The sequence below is a fragment of the Luteimonas aquatica genome, from assembly GCF_022662575.1.
Taxonomy (GTDB): Bacteria; Pseudomonadota; Gammaproteobacteria; order Xanthomonadales; family Xanthomonadaceae; genus Luteimonas; species Luteimonas aquatica.
Genome location: NZ_JALBFU010000001.1, coordinates 1,195,631 through 1,217,458, shown reverse-complemented (window position 1 = coordinate 1,217,458; position 21,828 = coordinate 1,195,631). Strand labels below are relative to the sequence as shown.

The 21,828-nt window shown below is 71.2% G+C and carries 19 protein-coding genes; 15 read left to right on the top strand and 4 right to left on the bottom strand.

The window, feature by feature from the left end; all coding sequences use genetic code 11:
* The first annotated feature begins 181 nt into the window (after positions 1 to 181).
* Genes MD221_RS05675 through MD221_RS05665 form a run of 3 tightly spaced genes read left to right on the top strand, consistent with a single transcriptional unit; the run spans position 182 to position 2,372 of the window.
* Positions 182 to 514, top strand: coding sequence for a hypothetical protein (locus MD221_RS05675; protein ID WP_242108431.1), 333 nt, complete (start codon positions 182 to 184; stop codon positions 512 to 514).
* Positions 511 to 2,046, top strand: a complete 1,536-nt coding sequence (locus MD221_RS05670; RefSeq protein WP_242108429.1) for a PepSY-associated TM helix domain-containing protein — start codon at positions 511 to 513, stop codon at positions 2,044 to 2,046. Before MD221_RS05675 ends, MD221_RS05670 begins: the two co-directional genes overlap by 4 nt.
* The gene (locus MD221_RS05665; protein WP_242108427.1) at positions 2,043 to 2,372 is read left to right on the top strand and encodes a DUF3325 domain-containing protein; all 330 of its coding nucleotides are present in this window, start codon (positions 2,043 to 2,045) and stop codon (positions 2,370 to 2,372) included. Before MD221_RS05670 ends, MD221_RS05665 begins: the two co-directional genes overlap by 4 nt.
* Before the next feature lie 10 nt (positions 2,373 to 2,382).
* Here MD221_RS05665 and MD221_RS05660 read toward each other — a convergent pair whose 3' ends face one another.
* Complete coding sequence (locus MD221_RS05660; protein WP_242108426.1) at positions 2,383 to 3,336, bottom strand: helix-turn-helix transcriptional regulator; 954 nt, start codon at positions 3,334 to 3,336, stop codon at positions 2,383 to 2,385.
* Positions 3,337 to 3,468: 132 nt separating this feature from the next.
* Between MD221_RS05660 and MD221_RS05655 the strand changes: the two genes are divergently transcribed.
* Positions 3,469 to 4,089, top strand: a complete 621-nt coding sequence (locus MD221_RS05655) for a hypothetical protein (RefSeq protein WP_242108425.1) — start codon at positions 3,469 to 3,471, stop codon at positions 4,087 to 4,089.
* Positions 4,090 to 4,101: 12 nt separating this feature from the next.
* A complete protein-coding gene (locus tag MD221_RS05650) occupies positions 4,102 to 4,737 on the top strand; it encodes a LysE family translocator (RefSeq protein ID WP_242108424.1) in 636 nt (211 codons plus the stop codon).
* Between the two features lie 57 nt (positions 4,738 to 4,794).
* On the opposite strand, the gene MD221_RS05645 is transcribed toward MD221_RS05650, so the two are convergent.
* On the bottom strand, positions 4,795 to 5,751 hold the full coding sequence (locus MD221_RS05645) for a DMT family transporter (protein WP_242108423.1): 957 nt from the start codon (positions 5,749 to 5,751) through the stop codon (positions 4,795 to 4,797).
* Between the two features lie 159 nt (positions 5,752 to 5,910).
* On the opposite strand from MD221_RS05645, the gene MD221_RS05640 reads away from it, so the two are divergent.
* The gene (locus MD221_RS05640) at positions 5,911 to 7,221 is read left to right on the top strand and encodes an MFS transporter (RefSeq protein ID WP_242108422.1); all 1,311 of its coding nucleotides are present in this window, start codon (positions 5,911 to 5,913) and stop codon (positions 7,219 to 7,221) included.
* A 24-nt stretch (positions 7,222 to 7,245) separates the two neighbouring features.
* On the opposite strand, the gene MD221_RS05635 is transcribed toward MD221_RS05640, so the two are convergent.
* Positions 7,246 to 8,070 (bottom strand): DUF72 domain-containing protein, encoded by an 825-nt coding sequence (locus tag MD221_RS05635; protein ID WP_242108421.1) that lies wholly within the window; start codon positions 8,068 to 8,070, stop codon positions 7,246 to 7,248.
* A gap of 75 nt (positions 8,071 to 8,145) precedes the next feature.
* Entirely contained in the window at positions 8,146 to 8,571 is a 426-nt protein-coding gene (locus MD221_RS05630; RefSeq protein ID WP_242108420.1) for a VOC family protein, read from the bottom strand.
* Between the two features lie 133 nt (positions 8,572 to 8,704).
* Here MD221_RS05630 and MD221_RS05625 point away from each other — a divergent pair, with 133 nt between their 5' ends.
* The 9 genes from MD221_RS05625 to MD221_RS05585 all read left to right on the top strand — a co-directional run bounded on the left by MD221_RS05625 (position 8,705) and on the right by MD221_RS05585 (position 21,683).
* The gene (locus MD221_RS05625; protein WP_425602206.1) at positions 8,705 to 10,354 is read left to right on the top strand and encodes a serine hydrolase; all 1,650 of its coding nucleotides are present in this window, start codon (positions 8,705 to 8,707) and stop codon (positions 10,352 to 10,354) included.
* Positions 10,355 to 10,478: 124 nt separating this feature from the next.
* Positions 10,479 to 12,317, top strand: coding sequence for an ABC transporter ATP-binding protein (locus tag MD221_RS05620; RefSeq protein ID WP_242108600.1), 1,839 nt, complete (start codon positions 10,479 to 10,481; stop codon positions 12,315 to 12,317).
* A 245-nt stretch (positions 12,318 to 12,562) separates the two neighbouring features.
* Positions 12,563 to 13,309: a TorF family putative porin gene (locus tag MD221_RS05615; RefSeq protein WP_242108417.1), complete on the top strand. Its 747-nt coding sequence runs from the start codon at positions 12,563 to 12,565 to the stop codon at positions 13,307 to 13,309.
* A 58-nt stretch (positions 13,310 to 13,367) separates the two neighbouring features.
* Entirely contained in the window at positions 13,368 to 13,460 is a 93-nt protein-coding gene (locus MD221_RS05610; RefSeq protein WP_242108415.1) for a potassium-transporting ATPase subunit F, read from the top strand.
* A gap of 74 nt (positions 13,461 to 13,534) precedes the next feature.
* Complete coding sequence (kdpA, locus tag MD221_RS05605; RefSeq protein WP_242108413.1) at positions 13,535 to 15,307, top strand: potassium-transporting ATPase subunit KdpA; 1,773 nt, start codon at positions 13,535 to 13,537, stop codon at positions 15,305 to 15,307.
* 55 nt (positions 15,308 to 15,362) lie between these two features.
* Complete coding sequence (gene kdpB / locus MD221_RS05600; RefSeq protein ID WP_242108411.1) at positions 15,363 to 17,474, top strand: potassium-transporting ATPase subunit KdpB; 2,112 nt, start codon at positions 15,363 to 15,365, stop codon at positions 17,472 to 17,474.
* Between the two features lie 85 nt (positions 17,475 to 17,559).
* Positions 17,560 to 18,159: a potassium-transporting ATPase subunit KdpC gene (gene kdpC / locus MD221_RS05595; RefSeq protein ID WP_242108409.1), complete on the top strand. Its 600-nt coding sequence runs from the start codon at positions 17,560 to 17,562 to the stop codon at positions 18,157 to 18,159.
* 58 nt (positions 18,160 to 18,217) lie between these two features.
* On the top strand, positions 18,218 to 20,986 hold the full coding sequence (locus MD221_RS05590; protein WP_242108406.1) for a sensor histidine kinase: 2,769 nt from the start codon (positions 18,218 to 18,220) through the stop codon (positions 20,984 to 20,986).
* Positions 20,976 to 21,683 (top strand): response regulator, encoded by a 708-nt coding sequence (locus MD221_RS05585; protein WP_242108400.1) that lies wholly within the window; start codon positions 20,976 to 20,978, stop codon positions 21,681 to 21,683. Before MD221_RS05590 ends, MD221_RS05585 begins: the two co-directional genes overlap by 11 nt.
* Positions 21,684 to 21,828: the final 145 nt, after the last annotated feature.

The following is a 21,828-nucleotide window of genomic DNA, read 5'->3' as shown; positions in this document are numbered from 1 at the left end:
GCCAGGGCGGAACTTGTCACGGCGCGAGGGAAGACGGCTCTCGTTGCGCATGAGAATCAATCTCGTTAAGATCGGCGTATTCCGCGGTCGCTCGACAGCCGCCTTTTCCTTTCGACCGTGAATCCGATCTCCCGCGCCATGACGCTTCGCCACCCTCCGCCCGGCAATCGGGCGGCCGTCGATGCGTAGCGTCGCGCCGCCGCAGGCGGCCGCCGCGCGCAAGACGCGCCGCGGCGTGCATCCCTGGATCGCCGCCGCGCGCGTGCTGGCGGCGCTGGTCGCCGGCTACTGGGTGGCCTGGGGCAGCACCGCCTTCCTCACCCTGGCGCTGCCGATGTCGCGGCCCAACCGGGTGATCACCGCCAGCCTGCTGTGCTTCGCGGTGTGGGCGGCGGCGGCGATGTACGCCTTCGCCGCGCGCGGCACCTGGCGCGCCTGGTGGGTACTGCTGGCGATCGGCGGCGTGCTGTACGCGATCGCGCTGGCATTCGGCGAACAGGCGATGCGGCCATGAAGAACAGTTTCTCGCAGAGCATGGCGTGGCTGCATACCTGGGCCGGGCTGATCGTGGGCTGGCTGCTGTTCGTGATCTTCGTCGGCGGCACCATCGCCTGCTTCGACACCGAGCTCGACCGCTGGATGCGTCCCGGGATCGCGGCGCAGGCGCCCGAGCGGCCGGCGCTCGACGCGCTGGCGGCGACCCTGGAGCGCGAGGAGCCCGGCGCGCACGCCTGGTACCTGTACCTGCCCACCGCGCGCTTCCCGGCGATGAAGGGCGGCGCCTACCACGACGACGGCCGCTTCGAGGTCCACGCCTACGACGCCGCGACCGGCGCCAGGCTGCGCGACACCGCCGGCGGCGAATTCTTCTTCACGCTGCACTACAACCTGCACGCCGGCAACATCGGCATGTACCTGGTCGGCCTGGCGGGCATGATGATGCTGGTGGCGATCCTCACCGGCATCGTCATCCACAAGCGCATCTTCAAGGACTTCTTCCTGCTGCGCTTCCGCGCCGGCGGCCAGCGCGGCTGGCTGGACGGGCACAACATCAGCGCGGTGCTCGGCCTGCCGTTCCATCTGATGATCGCCTACACGGGCGTGGCGATCTTCGTGTCCTCGTACATGCTGGCCGGGCTGAAGCTCGGCTACGGCGGCGACGCCGAGAAGTTCTACCAGGAAGCCTCGCCCTACACCCATCGCGAGGAGATGCACAAGCCGCCGCCCTCGCGCGCGCCGCTGCTGCCGATGGTCGAGGATGCGCGCCGGCGCCTGGGCGCCGATCCCTGGATCGTCTCGGTGGAGCATCCGGCCGACGCGTCCACCCTGGTCACGGTGGCGCTCGACCACAGCCGCCACGTGGCCTGGAACTACCGCAACGTGGTCTACGACGGCGTCACCGGCGCGCGCCTGGCCGACGGGCGCCGGCCGAGCGACGGCTATTCCACCTATGCCTTCCTCGGCGGCCTGCACATGGTGCAGTTCGGTGGCGCGCTGTTCCGCTGGCTCTATTTCGTGCTCGGCCTGTCGGGCTGCGTGATGCTCGCCTGCGGCATGCAGGTGTGGGTGGAGAAGCGCGCCCGGCGCGTGCGCGAGGCGGGCGTGGTCTCCGGCTACGGGCTGGTGCGCGCGCTCAACGCCGGCGTGGTCGCGGGCATGCCGCTGGCGGTGGCGGCGATGCTGTGGGCCAACCGCCTGCTGCCCGATGCCATCGCCGAGCGCGCCACCCAGGAAATCCGCGTGTTCTGCATCGCCTGGGCGCTCGCCGCGCTCTGGGCCTGCCTGCGCCTGAGGCGCGGCAATCCCTGGCGCGACCTGTTCCTGGCCACCGCCGCGCTCGCCCTGGGCCTGCCGCTGCTGTCGATGGCGGTGGCGCCGGCCGGCTCGCTGCTGCGCACCGTGGCTGCGGGCAACTGGGCGATGGCCTCGGTGGACCTGGTGGCGCTGGCGCTGGGCATGGCGTTCCTGTGGCTGGGGCGGCGCGCAGGGCGTTCTGCCGTCGCGGGCGCGAATGCGGTCCCCGAAGCCGCGCAGGCGTCGGCATGAATCCGTATTGGCTTTGCGCCGGCCTGTCGATCGCCGCCTGGGCGGCGATCTGCCTGGCGCAGCCGCGGCACTACCTTGCGACTTTCGGGCAGGAACCCATGCCCGCGCGAAGCCGCGTGCTGGTGCTCGCCGGCGTGCTGCTGCAGGCGGCGGCGTTCGTCCTGCTGGTGCGGCGCGACGGCTGGGAGTTCGGGCCGGTGCTGTGGAGCGTGCTGCTGTGCCTGGGCGCGCTGGCCTGGGTGCTGGCGCATGCCGCCAACGCGCGCCGCGCGCCATGGCTGCTGTTGCTGGCGCCGGCGTGCGCGGTAGCGGCGGGATTGTTCTGAGCGCGCGCGGTCAGCGCCCCGCGATCCGCCGCAGCCGTCCGGCCTGAGCGCGCAGCGCCCGGCGCAGCGCGGCGGGGCCGCGGATCTCGAAATCGAAGGGCAGGCGCGCCAGCTCGCGCGCGAACCAGTCCAGGTCGTCGACCTGCGCGAACAGCAGCACGCCGTCGCCGTCGGGTTCGAACAGGCCGATCGCCTCGAACAGCGCATCCTTGACCGTGGCCAGGTCGGCCGACAGGCGCACCTCGACGGCGTGGCTGCGCGGCAGCGAAGCCAGCGAGAAGGCGAGGTGGGCGAGGGTGTCGAAACGTTCGGGCCGGCCGAAGCTCTTCGGCAGCGGCCGCACGTCCTCGATGCGGTCCAGGCGGAAGGAGCGCACGTCCCCGCGCAGGTGGCAGTGGCCGACCACGTACCAGCGGCCGCCGCGCCAGGCCAACCCGTAGGGATCGAGGTCGCGTTCGGTGGCGCCGCGCTGCGCGGTGCGGTAATGCAGGCGCACGCGCTGGCGCGACTGCGCGGCGCCGCTGAGCGTCATCAGCGTGGCATTGCTGCCGCTCGCCGCGGTGCCGGGAGCGAGGTCCAGCGCCACCGTCTCGTCGATGGCGCGCACGCGCCGCTTGAGCGTGGTCGGCATCACGCGCTCCAGCTTGGCCTGCGCGCTGGCCACCGCCGGCGCGGCATCGGCCAGGCCGAGGTTGCGCGCGGCCAGCAGGCCCACCGACAGCGCCAGCGCCTCGTCGTCGGTGAACATCATCGGCGGCAGCTTGAAGCCCGCGACCAGCGCGTAGCCGCCGTAGCGTCCGCGCTCGGCCACGATCGGAACGCCGATCTGCTCCAGCGCCACCACGTAGCGGCGCAGGGTGCGGCCGTCGACGCCGATGCGGCGCGCCAGTTCCGAGCCGGGCAGGCGGCCATGCGTCTGCAGCAGTTCGAGCACGGCGAGGACGCGGGTGGCGGGGCGTTCCATGGCGACAGGATGGACGTCAATTAGGGCCGAAATCGCCCTGATTGGATTCTAGCCTTTCTTCGCGGGCGCCGGTGCGCCCGCCGGCACCGTCGAGGCGCCGCCACGACGTGCTTCCCGCCCAGGAATCCAGCCATGCGCCATCCGCCGCCGCGTCCCGCCATCCTTGCGGCCTGCGCCGCCTGCCTGTTCGGCTTCACGGCCGGCGCGCAGTCCCCGGTCGCCGCCGCAACGGCCGACGCCGCACGCGCGGATCACGCGCGCGACTTCGACTTCCTGCGCGGCCACTGGTACGTGCGCAACAGGCGGCTGCCGAAACAATTGCAGGGCTCGACCGCGTGGAAGATCTCCACCGGCACGCTGATCGGCATGCCGCTGCTGGAGGGCATGGGCAACTACGACGAACTGCGCTCCGACGAGACCGGCGCGATGGGCGTGTCGGTGCGCTTCTACGACCGGCAGAGCGCGCAATGGAACGACTATTGGGTGGCACAGCGCGACGGCCTGCTGCAGCCGCCGGTGCGCGGCCGCTTCGTCGACGGCGTCGGCCGCTTCGACGGCGAGGATCGCCTGGACGGCAAGCCCATCCTGGTGCGCCAGCTGTGGACCGGTGCCGGCACGGCGACGCCGCGCTGGGAGCAGGCCTTCTCCGGCGACGGCGGCAGGACCTGGGAGACCAACTGGGTGATGGATTTCTCCCGCGCCCCGATGCGCGCGCCCGCGGACGGTGCCGACGCCGCATCGGGTTCGCGCTGAGGACGGCGCGCCATGGAACACACCGCGCACTTGTGGCTGTTCTTCGTGATGGTCTTCGGCGTGGTGCTGCTGCCGGGGCTGGACATGGCCTACGTGATGGCGAGCGCGCTGGTCGGCGGGCGGCGCGACGGACTGCTGGCGACCGCGGGCGTGATCGCCGGCGGCGTCTGCCATGTGGCGATGGGCGCGCTGGGCATCATGGCGGTGCTGCGGCTGGTGCCGGCGGCGTTCAACGGCGTGCTGCTGGGCGGGGCGCTGTACATCGCCTGGATCGGCGTGTCGCTGCTGCGCAGCCGCGCCGCGTTCGGCGCGCCGGCGCCGCAATCGCGCAAGCCGCCGCTGGCGACGTTCCGCCAGGGCATGCTGACCTGCCTGCTCAATCCCAAGGCCTATCTGTTCATGCTCGCGGTGTTCCCGCAGTTCATCCAACCCGAGTACGGGCCGCTCTGGCTGCAGGCCCTGGTCATGGGCGGGATCATTGCCGCCACCCAGGCGGGCGTGTACGGCGGCATGGCCCTGGCCGGCGACCGCGTGCGCGGCTGGCTGGCAGCGCGTCCGGGCGCGGACGTGCTGCTGGCGCGCTCGGTGGGCGGGCTGCTGGTGGCCACGGCCGTGTTCACCGCCTACGAGGGCTGGCGCGGGCTATGACGATGCCGGATCGCATGTCGAACGGCGCCGCGTCCGTCGCCTATCCGACGGCGCACTTTATTCGACGATGCCCTTGGCCTCGGCCGTGGCCAGGGTCTCCGGATGCTCGATCCGGCGCCGGCGGGTCAGCAGCGGGTGCGCCAGCACGGCGCCGAGGATGATGGCCACGCCCACGTAGAACTGCGGGCTGAGCTCGCGCTGCTCGTCGAGCAGCACGATCGCCAGCACGATGGCGTAGATCGGCTCCAGGTTCACCGCCAGCTGCGCGGCGAAGGCGCTCATGTGGCGCAGCGCCACCAGCGACAGCGCGAACGGAAACAGCGTGCAGGCCATCGCCAGCGCCAGCAGCAGGCCGAAGTCGCGCGGGTCGGGCAGGGCGAAGACCTTGCCGGCGAAGGCGGGAAACACCAGCGGCATCAGCGGCACGCAGAGCGTGAGCAGCAAGGTGCCGGCGCCCAGCTCCACCGCCGTGATCGTCAGCGGATCGCCGTGCTCGACGAAGCGCTTGTTGAGCGAACCGAACAAGGCCACCAGCAGCGCCGAGACCACGCCGACCGCGATGCCCAGGTGCATGCCCGCCGGCACGCCGCCCACCACCAGGGCCACGCCGGGCAGGACCGCGATCCCGAGCAGCACGTCGCGCCAGGAAAACGGCCGCCGTGCCAGCCAGGGTTCGAGCAGCGCGGTCATCGGCGTGCCCAGGGCGATGCAGGTGGCGCCGACCGAGGCGTTGGAGAGCTTGATCGCGCCGTAGAACGTCAGCCAGTGCAGCGCGACGAGCGCGCCGATGCCGGCATAGGCGGCCAGCAGCCGCGGCGGCATCGCGCGCAGTCCGCGCCAGACGCGCGGCAGCAGGGCCAGCGCGCCGGTCACCAGCAGCATGCGCCACCACACCAGCGGCAGCGCGGCCAGGGTGATCAGCTTGCCCAGCACGGCGGTGAAGCCCCACAGCACCACGCACAGGTGGATCTGCCATTGCGCCTTGGCCTGGGGCGAGAGGCCGTGCCTAGCCATCGGTCGGGGCCCCGAACGTCGGGCCGGGAGTTTCGATGCGTGCCGTCAGCGCGGCGGCGGGGCCGGAGCGGCCGGGGTGGGCATGTCGCGCCATGGACGGCAACGGCGATAGGGGAATGGCCGTGCATTATCGCGCGCCGGCGGGCGACAATGCGCGCCATGGCAACCGAATCCGGCGCGGCGCGGCTCGCCGCCATGCACCGTCCCTTCGATCGCGGCGACGCCAGGACGCTGGGACTGTCCGCGCTCGGCGGCGCGCTCGAGTTCTACGACTTCGTCGTCTTCGTGTTTTTCGCCAAGGCGCTCGGCCACCTGTTCTTCCCGCCCGACACGGCGCCGTGGCTGGCGCAGCTGCAGACCTACGGCATCTTCGCCACCGGCTACCTGGCGCGTCCGCTGGGCGGCATCGTGATGGCGCACTTCGGCGACCTGGTCGGGCGCAAGCGCATGTTCACCCTGAGCGTGTTCCTGATGTCGGTGCCCACGCTGCTGATCGCGCTGCTGCCCACCTACGCCCAGGCCGGCGTGCTGGCGCCGCTGCTGCTGCTGTTGCTGCGCATCGTGCAGGGGATCGCGGTGGGCGGCGAGGTGCCGGGCGCCTGGGTGTTCGTGGCCGAGCACGTGCCGCGCAACCGCGTGGGCTTCGCCTGCGCCAGCCTCACCGCGGGCCTGACCGTCGGCATCCTGATCGGTTCGCTGCTGGCGGCGTGGATCAATGCCCGCTACAGCGAGGCCGAGGTGCAGGGCTGGGTATGGCGGGTGCCGTTCCTGCTGGGCGGCGCGTTCGGCTTGCTCGCCGTCTATCTGCGCCGCTGGCTGAGCGAGACGCCGGTGTTCGCCGAGATGCGCGAGCGGCGCGAGCTGGCCGAGGGCTATCCCGTGCGCGAGGTGCTGGCGCGGCATCGCGGCGGCGTGGCGATCTCGATGCTGGTGTCGTGGATGCTCACCGCCGCGATCGTGGTGATGATCCTGATGACGCCGACGCTGGTGCAGGAGGCGTTCGCGCTGCCGGCGGCGCTGGCCTTCCGCGGCAACAGCGTCGCCACCGCCGCGCTGGCGGTGGGCTGCCTGGCGTTCGGCTGGGCCACGGACCGCTTCGGCGTGGCGCGCACGCTGCTGGTCGGCGCGATCGGATTGGCCGCCGCCTCCTGCCTGCTGTATGCGCACCTGGCCGCGGGCGCGCAGTCGCAGTTCGTCCCGCTGTACGCGCTGGCCGGGTTTTTCGCCGGCACGGTGGGCACGGTGCCGGCGGTGATGATCGCCGCGTTTCCGCCCGCTGTGCGCTTCTCCGGGCTCTCGTTCTCCTACAACGTCGCCTACGCGGTGTTCGGCGGCATCACGCCGCCCTTGGTGGGCTGGCTGTCGGCGTCGTTGGGCGGCATGGCGCCCGCCTACTACGTGACGCTGACCTGCGCGATCGGCGCGGCAGTGGCGATCGCGTTGCTGCAGCGGCCGCTGCCGCACGGCTGAACCTCGCGGGCCGGACGCCCCGGATCAGAGCTTGGCGTGCAAGGCCATCGCCGCCGCCGGGTTGCGTTCCTTGGCGGCGCTGATGAAGTAGACGAAGACCTCGCGCGGCCGCGTCGGAACGGCCGTCTCCGCGTCGATGCGCGGCAGGTCGTCGGGTTGGCCGCCGGACGCCCAGGCGTGGGCGCGCCTGGCCCATTGCGCGAGTTCCGGCGCCGGGTAGCCGCTGGCGACGTCGGCGCGCGAGCGCATCAGCCGCGCATAGACGAAATCGGCGGTGAGGTCGGCGAAGGAAGGATAGTCGGACGAGTCGGTGAACACCGTCGCCATACCGCGGTCCCGGGCCAGGGCGAGATAGCGGGCGTCGATGAAATCGCGGTCGCGCACGTCCAGCACGTGGCGCAGCGCGCGGCCGCCGGCCTGCGCGGGCAGCAGGTCCAGGAAGGCGGCGAAGTCCTCGGCGTCGAGCTTGCGTCCGGCGTCGAACTGCCAGACCAGCGGGCCCAGGCGATCGCCCAGCTCGAGGATGCCGCCGATGAAGTCCTCCGCCTGCACGCGGGTGCCAGCGAGCCGGCGCGCCTGCGCGATGCGCTTGGGCGCCTTGGCGGAGAACAGGAAGCCGGGCGGCGTCTCGTCGCGCCATTTCGCGTAGGTCGCCGGCTTCTGCGTACCGTAGTAGGTGCCGTTGATCTCGATGGCGGTCAGCTGGCGGCTGGCGTATTCCAGCTCGCGCCGCTGCACCAGGCCCTCGGGGTAGAACATGCCGCCGCGCCAGGGCGCGTAGGTCCAGCCGCCGATGCCGGTACGGATGCCCTGCACGGGGCGCGGGACGGAGTCGAACAGGCCGCTCATGCGCGGATGCCGACAGGCAACGGACGCGTTGTCATCGAGGCTCCACGCCGAGCGGGACACCGGGCCGGGCGAGCCTCATCCCTTCCACGGATCGTAGCTGCCGAACCACCACAGGTGACCCTCGGGGTCGCGGCAGGCGTAGCCGCGGCCGCCGTAGCCCTGGTCGGCGATGTCGATGACGATCTGCGCGCCGGCCGCCTTGGCGCGGGCGTAGTGCGCGTCGGCGTCGCGGACGATGACGCAGGCGCTCTGCGTCTCGCGCATGCCCACCTCGTCCGGCTGGACCACGTGCCGACCCCATTCGCTGGCGTTGTCGGCGGAGCCGAGCATGATCATGCCGTTGCCGAAGACCAGCTGCGCGTGCAGCACGGTCTCGCCCTCGGCATGGACCTCCTGCTTTTCGAAGCCGAAGGCCTCGCACAGCCAGTCGATCATCTTCAGGGCATGGCGATAGCGCATCGCCGGGATGATGGTGGAGACGGTATCGGCGGCCTGGGACATGCGGGGCTCGCGGGAACGGGGGAAGGCGCAGGATACCCGGAGACCGTGACATGAGTTGGCTGCACCGCAGCATCCGCGCCGACTACAATGCGGGCTTCATGCCCGGACGAGGCATGCCCGGAGAGGATCGGCGATGTCCCTGTTGCGTCTTTGCTGCGCGCTCGTGCTGCAGATCCCGATCGCGTTCGCCGCCTCGGCGGCGCAGGCACAGCCGGCGCCGCCGGCCGATGCCCCGGCGCTGCCGGCGCAGATGCAGGACTTCGACGCCTACGTCGAGGCCGTGCGCAAGCAGTTCGACGTGCCCGGCATCGCCGTGGCCGTGGTGCAGGACGGGCGCATCGTGCTGGAGAAGGGCTACGGCCTGCGCAAGCTCGGCGAGGACGCGCCGGTGGACGCGCACACCATGTTCGCCATCGCCTCCAACACCAAGGCCTTCACCGCGGCCTCGCTGTCGATCCTGGCCGACGAGGGCAAGCTTTCTCTGGACGACCGCGTCATCGACCATCTGCCCTGGTTCCGCATGTCCGACGCCTACGTGACGCGCGAGATGCGCGTGCGCGACCTGCTCGCGCACCGCAGCGGCCTCGGGCTGGGCGCCGGCGACCTGCTGTTCTGGCCGACCACCACCTACAGCGCGCGCGAGGTCGCCGAGCGCCTGCGCGAGGTGCCGATCAAGAACGGCTTCCGCGACCGCTACGCCTACGACAACATCCTCTTCGGCGTGGCGCAGATGGTGATCGAGCAGGTCGGCGGCATGTCCTACGAGCAGTTCCTGCGCACGCGGGTGCTGGGGCCGCTGGACATGGACGAGACCCGCTTCAACAGCGACTCGGTCAAGCCCGGCGACAACGTCGCCACCGGCCACGCGCTGTACGACTTCAAGGACCTGAAGCCGGTGGCGCCGCTGACCTGGTCGAACGTGGCCGGCGCGGGCGGGCTGTATTCGAGCGTGCACGACATGACCAAGTGGATGCGCGTGCAGCTCGACGGCGGCGCGATCAGGGATGGCGCGGCGGCGGACGGCGAGGCCGGCAAGCGCCTCTTCAGCGAGAAGCGCCAGCAGGAGATGTGGTCGGTGATCACGCCGATCCCGGTGCCCAAGCCGTCCGTGCCCGCGCTGGCCGCGGCGATGCCGAATTTCCTCGGCTACGGCGAGGGCTGGCAGCTGAGCGACTACCGCGGCCAGAAACTGGTCTGGCATACCGGCGGCTGGCCGGGCATGGTGTCGCGGCTGACCCTGGTGCCCTCGCGCAAGCTGGGCGTGATCGTGCTGACCAACCAGGAGGTGGGCGCGGCCTTCAACGCGGTGACGATGCGCGTGCTCGATGCCTTCCTCGACGCGCCGAAGACCGACTGGCTGGCGGCGTACGCCGCGGCGGTGGCCAAGGCCAAGGGCGATGCCGACGACAGCTGGCGCAAGCACGAGGCGGCGCGCGACAAGGCGTCCAGGCCGTCGCTGCCGCTGGCGTCCTACGCCGGCACCTACCATGACGCCTGGTACGGCGACGTGGTGATCTCCTCCTCCGGAAAGGGACTGCAGCTGCAGTTCGCCAGGACCGCGCAGCTGCTGGGCGATCTGGAGCACTGGCAGCACGACAGCTTCATCGTGCGCTGGCGCGACCGCAGCCTGAACGCGGACGCGTTCCTCACCTTCGCGCTCGATCCGGACGGCGGGATCGTCGAGGCGCGCATGAAGGCGATCTCGCCTCTGACCGATTTCAGCTTCGATTTCCACGATCTGCGCCTGGTGCCGGCCAAGCAGGCGGGCGACGCCAGGCAATAGCGGCGCGCGCCGCGCTTCCGCCGGGCCCCCGCATCGGGTTTTCTTGCGGAATGCCGCGCCGGCGCGAAGGAAGCGCTCACGTCGCGGATGAGACAATCCGCGGACGCACAAGGAGCTGTCGATGATTTTCCGCTGGTTCGAGTCGCTGATCGACGTGTTCGCCAAGACCGGCGCCGAAACGCCGCCGCGCGGCGTGTGGCGCTTCTACTGGCACTACCTGCGCCAGGTGCGCGGCATCTTCGTCGCCCTGTTCGTGGTCGGGCTGTTCGGCTCGCTGGTCGAGGTCGCGGTGTTCGACTACCTCGGCCGCCTGGTCGACATGGCCAAGGACGTGCCTTCGGACGGCTTCTTCCGGCGCCACGGCAGCGAACTGCTGTGGATGGCGTTCGTGATCCTGATCGCCCGGCCGGTGCTGTTCGGCCTGCACAACCTGCTCGTGCACCAGACGCTGACGCCGGGCCTGACCGCGCGCATCCGCTGGCAGCAGCATCGCCACGTGGTGCGGCAGAGCCTGAGCTTCTTCCAGAACGACTACGCCGGCCGCGTCGCCAACCGGGTGATGCAGACCGGCGCGTCGCTGCGCGAGTCGGCGGTGCAGGTGGTCGACGCGATCTGGCACGTGCTGGTCTACATCGTCTCCTCGCTGGTGCTGTTCGCGCAGGCCGATCCCTGGCTGATGCTGCCGCTGCTCGCCTGGCTGGTCGGCTACGTGGCGATGCTGGCCTATTTCGTGCCGCGCACCAAGGAACGTTCCTGGCAGGCGTCGCAGGCGCGTTCCAAGTTCATGGGGCGGGTGGTGGACGGCTACACCAACATCGCCACGCTCAAGCTGTTCCCGCATGCCGAGCGCGAGGATGCCTACGTCGCCGAGGCGGTGGCGGAGAACGTCGCCAAGCTGCGCGCGATGACCCGCATCACCACGGTGATGGACGTCAGCATGACCCTGCTCAACGGCTGCATGGTGGTGGGCACCGCCGGCCTCGCCCTGTGGCTGTGGTCGCAGGGCAAGGTGAGCGTCGGCGCGATCGTGCTGGCCACCGGCCTGGTGGTGCGCATCGAGAACATGGCCAGCTGGATCATGTGGGTGGTCAACGGCATCTTCGAGGCGATCGGCACCGTGCAGGACGGCATGCAGACGGTGGCCGAGCCGCATACCGTGGTGGACCGCGAGGACGCCAGGCCGCTGCGCATCACGCGCGGCGAGGTGCGCTTCGAGAACATCCACTTCCACTACGGCAAGCGCGGCGGCGTGATCGCCGGGCTCGACCTGGAAGTGCGGGCCGGCGAGCGCATCGGCCTGGTCGGGCCTTCCGGCGCGGGCAAATCCACGCTGGTCAACGTCCTGCTGCGCCTGTACGACCTGGAGGCCGGCCGTATCCTGATCGACGGCCAGGACATCGCCGCCGTCACCCAGGAAAGCCTGCGCGGCCAGATCGGCGTGGTGACGCAGGACACCTCGCTGCTGCATCGCTCGATCCGCGACAACCTGCTGTACGGACGTCCCGATGCCGGCCAGGAAGCGCTGGAGGCGGCGGTGCGCAATGCGCGCGCCGAAGGCTTCATCGCCACGCTGGTCGACGGGGAAGGGCATACGGGCTACGAGGCGATGGTGGGCGAGCGCGGCGTCAAGCTCTCCGGCGGCCAGCGCCAGCGCGTGGCCATCGCGCGCGTGCTGCTCAAGGACGCGCCGATTCTGTTGCTGGACGAGGCGACCTCGGCATTGGATTCCGAGGTCGAGGCCGCGATCCAGGACAGCCTCGACACGCTGATGGAAGGCAAGACGGTGATCGCCATCGCGCACCGCCTGTCGACCATCGCGCGCATGGACCGGCTGGTGGTGATGGACCAAGGGCGGATCATCGAGACCGGCACGCACGCCGAACTGGTCGCCCGCGACGGCCTGTACGCACGCCTGTGGCGGCGCCAGACCGGCGGCTTCGTGGCCGCGGACGCGGACGCCTGACGCGGCGCCTTTCTCCGCCGCACGGCGGCTTTGAGCGGCGAATGGCCGGTCCGGCCCGGCCGGCCGTTCCGGCCATTCGGGAACCGCCGCATGGCGGATAGCGGCCCCGGCCGAAGATGACGCAAACCGGCCCGGTCTTTACGCCGAATTTACGCCTTCGCGAATGCCGGGCATATCGGCTTTACGCGCATCCGCACGAAAATTTCGCCATGCCCGATCCGGGCGGATTTTCAACGGATTTCCTCATGCTCTCGCAAGTGTTTTCAGGCCGCCGCGCCGGCATTGCCGCGCGGTCCGCGGCCTGCGCCGGCCTGTTGTCGTGCGCCGCGCCGGCCGGCGCGGCGACGCTCGCCGGCAACGCTACGCTCACCACCGACTACGTGTGGCGCGGCAGCACCCAGACCCAGGGCGACCCGGCGGTGCAGGCCGGTTTCAGGATCGCCGGCGACTCCGGCGTCTACGGCTCGGTCTGGGCCTCGAACGTCGAGTTCGCGCCGCAGACCCATGCCAGCAGCGAGTTCGACTACGCGATCGGCTGGGCCGGAAACCTCGACGAGGACTGGGCGCTGGACGTCAACGTCCTGCACTACCGCTATCCCTCGACCGCCACCGATCTGAACTGGACCGAGCTCAACGGCACCGTGACCTGGAAGGGCAATTACTGGGCCTCGCTGGGCTGGTCCAACACCGCGCTCGGCTACGACGAGCGCGGCGTCTACGGCCTGGTCGGGGCACGGATGCCGGTCAACGAGCGCCTGCGCTTCGAGGCGACCCTGGCCCACTACGCGCTCAAGGACGTCAACGGCGACCGCCGCGACGACGACTACACGCACGGTTCGATCAGCGCGGTCTGGGCCTTCGCCGGCATCGGCGAAGGGCGCGCACTCGAGGTGCGCCTGACCGCGCACGGCACCGATTCCAAGGCCAAGGAATTCTTTGGCGACAAGTCCGCAGGCAGCCGCATCGAAGCGGCGCTGCAAGCCAGTTTCTAACCAAGGCAACGCTGATCAAGTCAGTGTTGCCCCAATTCCAAACGATGGGAGACGCGTCATGCCTGGCTGGCTGGCCCTGTTGTGCGGCATCGCAGTGATCGTTGCCGGTGCCTACCTGATGTTCGTGATCCTCTTTCCCGAGAAATTCTGAGAGCCAAGGGAAGGCGGGCAGGGGCGGGCGTTCGCGCCGCGCCGCTTGTTCCACCGTTTCCCGGCTGAATCGCCATGATCGAAGCCCTACTCATTCTTGTCCTTGCCGTCGCCCTCGGCTGGCCGCTGGGCCGCTATCTCGCCGCGGTGATGCGCGGCGCGCCGATGCGCGGCGACCGCGCGTTCGGCTTCATCGAGAAGCCGCTCTACGCGCTGCTGGGCGTGCGCTTCGACGCCGCCGGCCGCGTCCGCGGCATGTCCTGGCGCGGCTACGCCGGCGCCTTCCTGGCCAGCAATCTTGCGATCGGCCTGATCGTCTGGATGCAGTTCATGACCCAGGCCTGGCTGCCGCTGAACCCGGATGCCGTGCCCAACATGCGCTGGGACCTGGCGCTGCACACGATGGTGTCCTTCCTCACCAACACCAACCAGCAGCACTACTCGGGACAGGCGCAGCTGTCGTACCTGTCGCAGATGGTGGGCATCGTCGGCCTGCAGGTGGTGACGCCGATGATGGGCCTGGCCCTGGTGGTGGCGACGTTGCGCGCCCTGTTCGGGGGGCGGGGCGATCCGCAGTCGGAGATGTCGCGCCATGGACGGCAGTCGCAAGCACAGACCGAAGCCAGCGACGACATCGACGTCGGCAACTACTACGTCGACGTGGTGCGCGCGAGCGTGCGCTTCATGCTGCCGATCTGCCTGGTCTGGAGCCTGCTGCTCGCCAGCCAGGGCGTACCGGCGACGCTGCAGGCGGGTCCGACGGCGGCGCCCCTGGATGCTTCGGCCGGGATGCGCGAACAGAAGATCCCGCTCGGCCCGGTCGCGCCGATGGTGGCGGCCAAGCAGCTCGGCACCAACGGCGGCGGCTGGTACGGCCCCAACAGCGCGGTGCCGCTGGAGAATCCGACGCCGCTGTCCAATTTCCTGGAAACGCTGGCGATCGTGCTGATCCCGGTCGCGGTCGCCTTCATGGTCGGGCCGTTCACCGGGCGCCGCAAATTCACCGCGCTGGTGTTCGGGTCGATGCTACTGATGTCGGTGCTGTCCACGTCGGCGGCGCTCTGGTCGGAGGCGCACTCGGCCACGAGCGGCGATCCGGCGCTGATGGAAGGCAAGGAAACCCGATTCGGCGCCGAGGCCTCGGCGCTGTGGGCGGCGGTGACCACGCAGACCTCCAACGGCTCGGTCAACGCCATGCACGACTCGCTCAGCCCGCTCACCGGCGGCGTCGCCCTGGTGAACATGCTGGTGAACGCGGTGTGGGGCGGCATCGGCTGCGGTCTGCAGCAGTTCCTGGTCTACCTGTTGCTGGGCGTGTTCCTGGCCGGGCTGATGACCGGGCGTACGCCGGAACTGTTCGGGCGCAAGATCGAGGCGCCCGAGGTACGGCTGCTGGCGCTGCTGATCCTGCTGCAGCCGCTGGTGGTGCTGGGCTTCACCGCGGTGACGCTGGCCATCCCCTCGATCACAGGCAACTCCAACCCAGGCTTCCACGGCATCGGGCAGGTGTTCTACGAGTACACCTCGGCCTTCGCCAACAACGGTTCCGGCTTCGAGGGCCTGGGCGACAACACCTACTGGTGGAACCTGAGCTGCGTCGCCGTGCTGCTGCTGGGCCGCTATCCGGCGCTGATCGTGCCGCTGATCGTCGCCGCCGGCCTCGCCCGCAAGCGCCAGGCGCCGGAAAGCGCCGGCAGCCTGCACATCGAAACGCCGACCTTCGCGCTGACCCTGGTCGCGGTGATCGCCGTCCTCACCGTGCTGCAGTTCATGCCGGCGTTGGTGCTGGGGCCGGTCGCCGACCATCTGTCGCTGATGGCCGGAATGCGCCTTGGCGCATTCCACTGATACGAGGCTGCGCCTGCGGGCGCCTGCCATTGACGAATGCCCGAGTGCCGATCTCATGACTACGCTCACGACACAACAGAAAACACAGAAGACGCGCCGCGATCATCCGGCGCTGGTCGACGGCGCCGCCCTGCGCAGCGCCCTGCGCGACAGCGTCCTCAAGCTCGCGCCGCGCGCGCTGCTCAGGAGCCCGGTAATGGCGGTAGTATTCGCCGGCACGCTGCTGTCGGCGCTGATCACCCTGGCGGGACAGGCGCCGGCCGGCTTCGGCTGGGCGGTCACGCTGATCCTGCTCGTCACCGTGCTGTTCGGCAACTTCGCCGAGGCGATCGCCGAGGCGCGCGGGCGCGGCCAGGCCGCGTCGCTGCGCCGCGCGCGCAAGGACCTGGTCGCGCGCCGCGTCGATACGAAGCTGCCCGATGTGGGTGAAGAGTCCGCGCAAGGAGGCGCGGGCTTTTGCGGAAGGACCCGCACCACGCTGGCGGCGGACCTGCGTCCCGGCGATCTGGTCGTGGTCTCGGCCGGCGAGCTGATTCCCGCCGACGGCGAGATCGTCAAGGGCATGGCCACGATCAACGAGTCGGCCGTCACCGGCGAATCCGCGCCGGTGCTGCGCGAGGCCGGCACCGACCGCTCCGGCGTGATCGGCGGCACCAAGGTGCTGTCGGACGAGATCCTGGTGAAGGTGACCGCGGAGCCCGGACAGAGCTTCCTCGACCGCATGATCGCGCTGGTGGAGGGCGCCAACCGGCAGAAGACGCCGAACGAGATCGCGCTGACGATGCTGCTGGCGGCGATGACGCTGACCTTCCTGATCGTGGTGGCGACGCTGCCGGCGATCGGCGCCTTCGTCGGCGTCAAGGTCGATCCGCTGCTGCTGATCGCGCTGCTGGTGTGCCTGATTCCCACCACCATCGGCGGCCTGCTGCCGGCGATCGGCATCGCCGGCATGAACCGGGCGCTGTCGGCCAACGTGCTGGCCAAGTCCGGCAAGGCGGTGGAAGTGGCCGGCGACGTCGACGTGCTGCTGCTCGACAAGACCGGCACCATCACCCACGGGGACCGGCAGGCCACCGCCTTCCATCCGATGGCCGGCGTGGAGATCGAACAGTTGCGCGAGGCCGCGCTGCTGTCCTCGCTCGCCGATCCGACGCCGGAGGGCAAGTCGATCGTCAGGCTGGCCCGCGAGCAGGGCTGCGGCGCAGCCGAGCCCGACCGCGCCGACTACGTGCAGTTCACCGCGCAGACGCGCATGTCCGGCGTCGACGTCGCCGGCGCCAATGGCGCGACTCGCGTGATCCGCAAGGGCGCGGGCGACGCGGTCGGCAAGCACGTGCTGGCGCAGGGCGGGGTGGTCTCGCCGGAACTGGAAGGACGCGTGGCGCAGGTCGCGCGCGGCGGCGCCACGCCGCTGGTGGTGGCCGAGGGCAGGCACGTGCTCGGCGTGGTCGAACTGTCGGACGTGGTCAAGCACGGCGTGAAGGAGCGCTTCGCCCGGTTGCGCGCGATGGGCGTGCAGACGGTGATGATCACCGGCGACAACCCGCTCACCGCCGCCGCGATCGCCGCCGAGGCGGGCGTGGACGACTACATCGCCGAGGCCAGGCCCGAGGACAAGCTGGCCAAGATCCGCGAGGAGCAGGCGCGCGGCCGCCTGGTGGCGATGGTCGGCGACGGCACCAACGACGCGCCGGCGCTGGCCCAGGCCGACGTCGGCCTGGCGATGAACTCGGGCACGCAGGCGGCCAAAGAAGCCGGCAACATGGTCGACCTGGACAGCGATCCGGCCAAGCTGCTGGCGGTGGTGGAGGTCGGCAAGCAACAGCTGATCACGCGTGGCGCGCTGACTACCTTCTCGCTGGCCAACGACGTGTCGAAGTATTTCGCCATCCTGCCGGCGCTGTTCGCCGCGGCGCTGCCGCAGATCGCCGCGCTCAACGTCATGCGCCTGTCGAGCCCGTCCAACGCGGTGCTGGCGGCGCTGGTCTTCAACGCGCTGATCATCCCGGCGCTGATCCCGCTGGCGCTGCGCGGCGTGCGCTTCAAGCCGGCCAGCGCGGTAGTGCTGCTGCGCCGGAACATGCTGCTCTACGGCGTGGGCGGGGTGATCCTGCCGTTCGCGGCGATCAAGCTGATCGACATGCTGCTGGTCCTGCTTGGCGCCTGACACGAAACATTGCCGCCCCAGTTATCTCGTCGTTCCTGCTTTCGCAGGAATGACGGAACAGGGAGGGCTCCGGGAGAAAAATACGATGAGTGCGAACCAGACCGATACTTCCCCGATCGACGACCGCGGCGCCTTGCGCGGCTCGATTGCCCTTGCCCTCGCCACGCTGCTCGGCGCCGGCCTGCTGTATTCCCTGGCCGGCGCCGGCCTGGGCCGCCTGCTGTTCCCCGCGCAGGCCACCGGCAGCCTGGTCGAGCGCGACGGCGCGGTGGTCGGCTCGGCGCTGATGGCGCAGCCGTTCGCCGACGCGCGCTATTTCCAGCCGCGCCCCTCGGCCGCGAACTACGACCCGATGGCCGCCGCGGGCAGCAACCAGGCGCGCACCAATCCCGAGCTGCGCAAGCGCCTGGCCGACGCCACGGCGGCGGTGGCCGCGCGCGAGGGGATCGCCGCGGAGGCGGTGCCGCCCGAGCTGGCGACGCAGTCGGGCGGCGGCCTCGATCCGGACATCTCGCCGGCCGGCGCGCGGGTGCAGGTGGCGCGCGTGGCCAGGGCGCGCGGACTGCCGCCGGACACGGTCGCCGCGCTGGTCGCCGAGCACACCCGCGCGCGCCAGTTCGGCGTGCTGGGCGCGCCGCGGGTGAACGTGCTCGAGCTCAACCTCGCGCTGGACGCGTTGCGATGACCGGGTCGTCCGCCGGGGCGTTCTCGGGGACGGGCGCGGGATGGCGCACAATGGACGCATGACCGATCCGCGCCAGGCACAGGCCGACGCCCTGGTCGGCGAACTCCGCCGGCAGGGCGCGGGGCGCTTGACGATCTTCCTCGGCGCGGCGCCCGGCGTCGGCAAGACCTACGCGATGCTGTCGCGGGCGCGCGAGCTGCGCAAGCAGGGCGCGGACGTCGTGGCCGGCATCGTCGAGACCCATGGGCGCGCCGAGACCGCCGCGCTGCTGGAGGGGTTGGAGCAGGTCGCGCGCCTGCGCATTCCCTATCGCGGCAGCACGCTGGAGGAGCTCGACCTCGACGCGCTGATCGCGCGCAGGCCGGCGGTCGCGCTGGTGGACGAGCTGGCCCACCGCAACGCGCCCGGCAGCCGCCACGAGCGGCGCTGGCAGGACGTGATCGAGCTGCTGGACGCCGGCATCGACGTCCACACCACGATCAACATCCAGCACCTGGAGAGCCTCAACGACGTCGTGCACCGCATCACCGGCGTGCGGGTGAGCGAAACGGTGCCCGACAGCGTGTTCGACCGCCTGCGCGACATCGTGCTGGTCGACCTGCCGCCGCGCGAGCTGATCCAGCGGCTCAAGGACGGCAAGGTCTACGTGCCCGAGCAGGCGCTGCAGGCGCTGCAGGCGTTCTTCTCGCCCTCGAACCTGGCCGCGCTGCGCGAACTGGCGATGCAGACCGCCGCCGACCGCGTCGACAGCGATCTGCGCGAGACCCAGGTCGCGCGCGGCCTGCCGGGGGTGAGCCTGCGCCGCGGCGTGATGATCGCCATCGACGGCCACGGCCAGTCCGAATACCTGGTGCGCGTGGGCCGGCGCATCGCCGAACGCCGCGCCGCGCCGTGGGTGGTGGCGACGGTCAACCGCGGGCGCGTGCGCGAGGAGGTGCAGCGCGAGCTGGACCGCGCCTTCGCGCTGGCCCGGCGCCTGGGCGGGGAGGCGGTCGTCCTGCACGGCAACAGCATCGTCGACGCGCTGCTGGACCATGCCGCGCAGAGCGGCGCCTCCACCATCGTGCTGGGCCGCACGCGCGAACGGCCGTGGGCGCGCATGGTCAACCGCACGCTGACCCAGCAGCTGCTGCAGCGCGGCGCGCACCTGGAGCTGACCATCGTCAGCACGCCCGAGGCGCGCGCGCAGTCGCGCCGTCGCCTGCGCGACCGCATCGAGCTGGGCAAGGCGACCTGGAGCGACAGCGCCGTCGCCGTGCTCGGCAGCGCGCTGGCCACCGGGTTCGCGGCGCTGGCCGAGCGCTGGGTGCAGCTGGACGACTTGTCGATGGTGTTCATCGTCGCGGTGCTGCTGGTGGCCGCGCGCACGCGCACGCGCGCGGCGATGCTGGCGGCGGCGCTGTGCTTCTTCGCCTACAACTTCTTCTTCATCGAACCGCGCTACACGCTGCTGATCGGCGCGCGCCAGGGCGTGGTGACCGTGCTGTTGTTCCTGGTCGCCGCCGTGGTCGCCGGACGGCTGGCCTCGCGGCTGCGCCAGCAGGTGATCGCGCTGCGCGCGGCCAACGCGCATGCCATCGCCTTGCAGGAACTCGGCCGGCAGCTGGCCAGCGCCGCCGACCTGGGGCAGGTGGTGCAGGCCGCGCGCGCGGGATTCCGCCGTTCGCTCGATGCGGCGGTCTGGGTGCGGATGGCGGCGGAGGGCGGCGCCCGCGACGACATGCCCGCGGGCGTGGCCGCGCCCGACGACCGCGATCGCGCCGCCGCCGACTGGGCGCTGCGCCACCGGCAGGCGGCCGGACGCTTCACCGATACGCTGTCCGCCTCGGACTGGTGGTTCGTGCCCTTGCCCGGCGAGCGCGACGGACGCGGCGCGGCGGAGGCGCTGGGCGTGATCGGCCTGCGCTTCGCCGATGGCGGGGCGGCGCTCGGCGCGGAGCGCCGCCGCCTGGCCGAGGCCATGGTCGAGGACATCGCGCAGGCCGTGCTGCGTACCCACCTGGTCGGCGACCTGGAGGCGGCGCGCGTGAGCGAGGAGACCGAGCGGCTGCGCTCGGCGCTGCTGTCGTCGGTCTCGCACGACCTGCGTTCGCCGCTGGCGGCGATCATCGGCGCGGCCAGCAGCCTGGACAGCTACGGCGAGGCGATGGGGCGCGAGGACCGCCACGGCCTGCTCGAGACCGTCCGCGTGGAAGGCGAGCGCCTGGACCGCTACATCCAGAACCTGCTGGACATGACCCGCCTCGGCCACGGCGGACTGTCGCTCAACCGCGACTGGATCGGCGTCGACGAGCTGATCGGTTCGGCGATGGCGCGTCTGCAGCGCTACCAGCCCGGCGTGCGCTTCGAGGTCGCGCTCGCCCCGGGGCTGCCGCCGATCTGGGTGCATCCGGCGCTGATCGAGCAGGCCCTGTTCAACGTGATGGAGAACGCGGCGAAATTCTCGCCGCCGGGCGAGGCGGTCGGCATCGAGGCGCGTCTGACGGGCGCCGCGCCGGGGGCCGCGGCGGTCGGGGGATGGAGCACGGGCCGCGTGCTGCGCATCGACGTGCACGATCGCGGCCCGGGCATTCCGGAGGAGGAGCGCCGCCGCATCTTCGACATGTTCTACAGCGTGGAGCGCGGCGACCGCGGCCGCGAGGGCACCGGACTGGGGCTGACCATCACCCGCGGCATGATCGGCGCGCACGGCGGCGAGGTGGAGGCCCTGCCCGGCCTTGACGGGCGCGGAACGACCATTCGGATTACGCTTCCCCTGGTCGAACCGCCCCGGCAGGACGCCCTCCCTCCCACCGCCACCGAGCACGATCCGCCGCATGACGAATGACGCCGCCGCCTCCGTGCCGCCCGCGCGCATCCTGGTGATCGACGACGAGCCGCAGATCCGTCGCTTCCTCGACATCAGCCTGCGCGCGCAGGGCTACGCGGTCGAGCTGGCCGAGCACGGTGAGGGCGGGCTCGCCGCCCTGGCCACGCATGGCGCGGACCTGGTGATCCTCGATCTCGGCCTGCCGGACATCGACGGCCATGCGGTGCTGCGCCGCTTGCGCGAATGGTCGCCGGTGCCGGTGATCATGCTGACCGTGCGCGCGGGCGAGGCGGAGAAGGTGTCCGCGCTGGACGGCGGCGCCAACGACTACGTCACCAAGCCGTTCGGCATCCAGGAGCTGATGGCGCGGGTGCGCAACCTGCTGCGCCTGCACGCGGCCCCGGCCGAGGCGCTGCCGCAGTTCGACGACGGCACGCTGCACATCGACCTGGCGCGGCGCGAGATCAGCGTGGCGGGGGAGGCGGTCTCGCTCACGCGCAAGGAATTCGCGCTGCTGTCGCTGCTGCTGCGCAACGCCGGCCGCGTGGTCACCCAGCCGCAGCTGCTGCGCGAGGTGTGGGGGCCGACCCACCAGGAGGACACGCACTATCTGCGCATCCTGGTGGGCAAGCTCAGGCAGAAGCTCGGCGACGATGCCTCGGCGCCGCGCTACATCGCCACCGAGCCCGGGGTGGGGCTGCGCTTCAAGGCTTGAGCGGGGCGAAGGCGGGATCGGTCCCGCTGCGGCGGTCGACCTGTCAGCCTGGGAGGGGAGAGGGGCGTGCGCGCCCTCATCCTCGCTCGTTGCGCTCGCGGTCCCTCTCCCGCGCGGCGGGAGAGGGACGAGCGGGTGCGGCCGT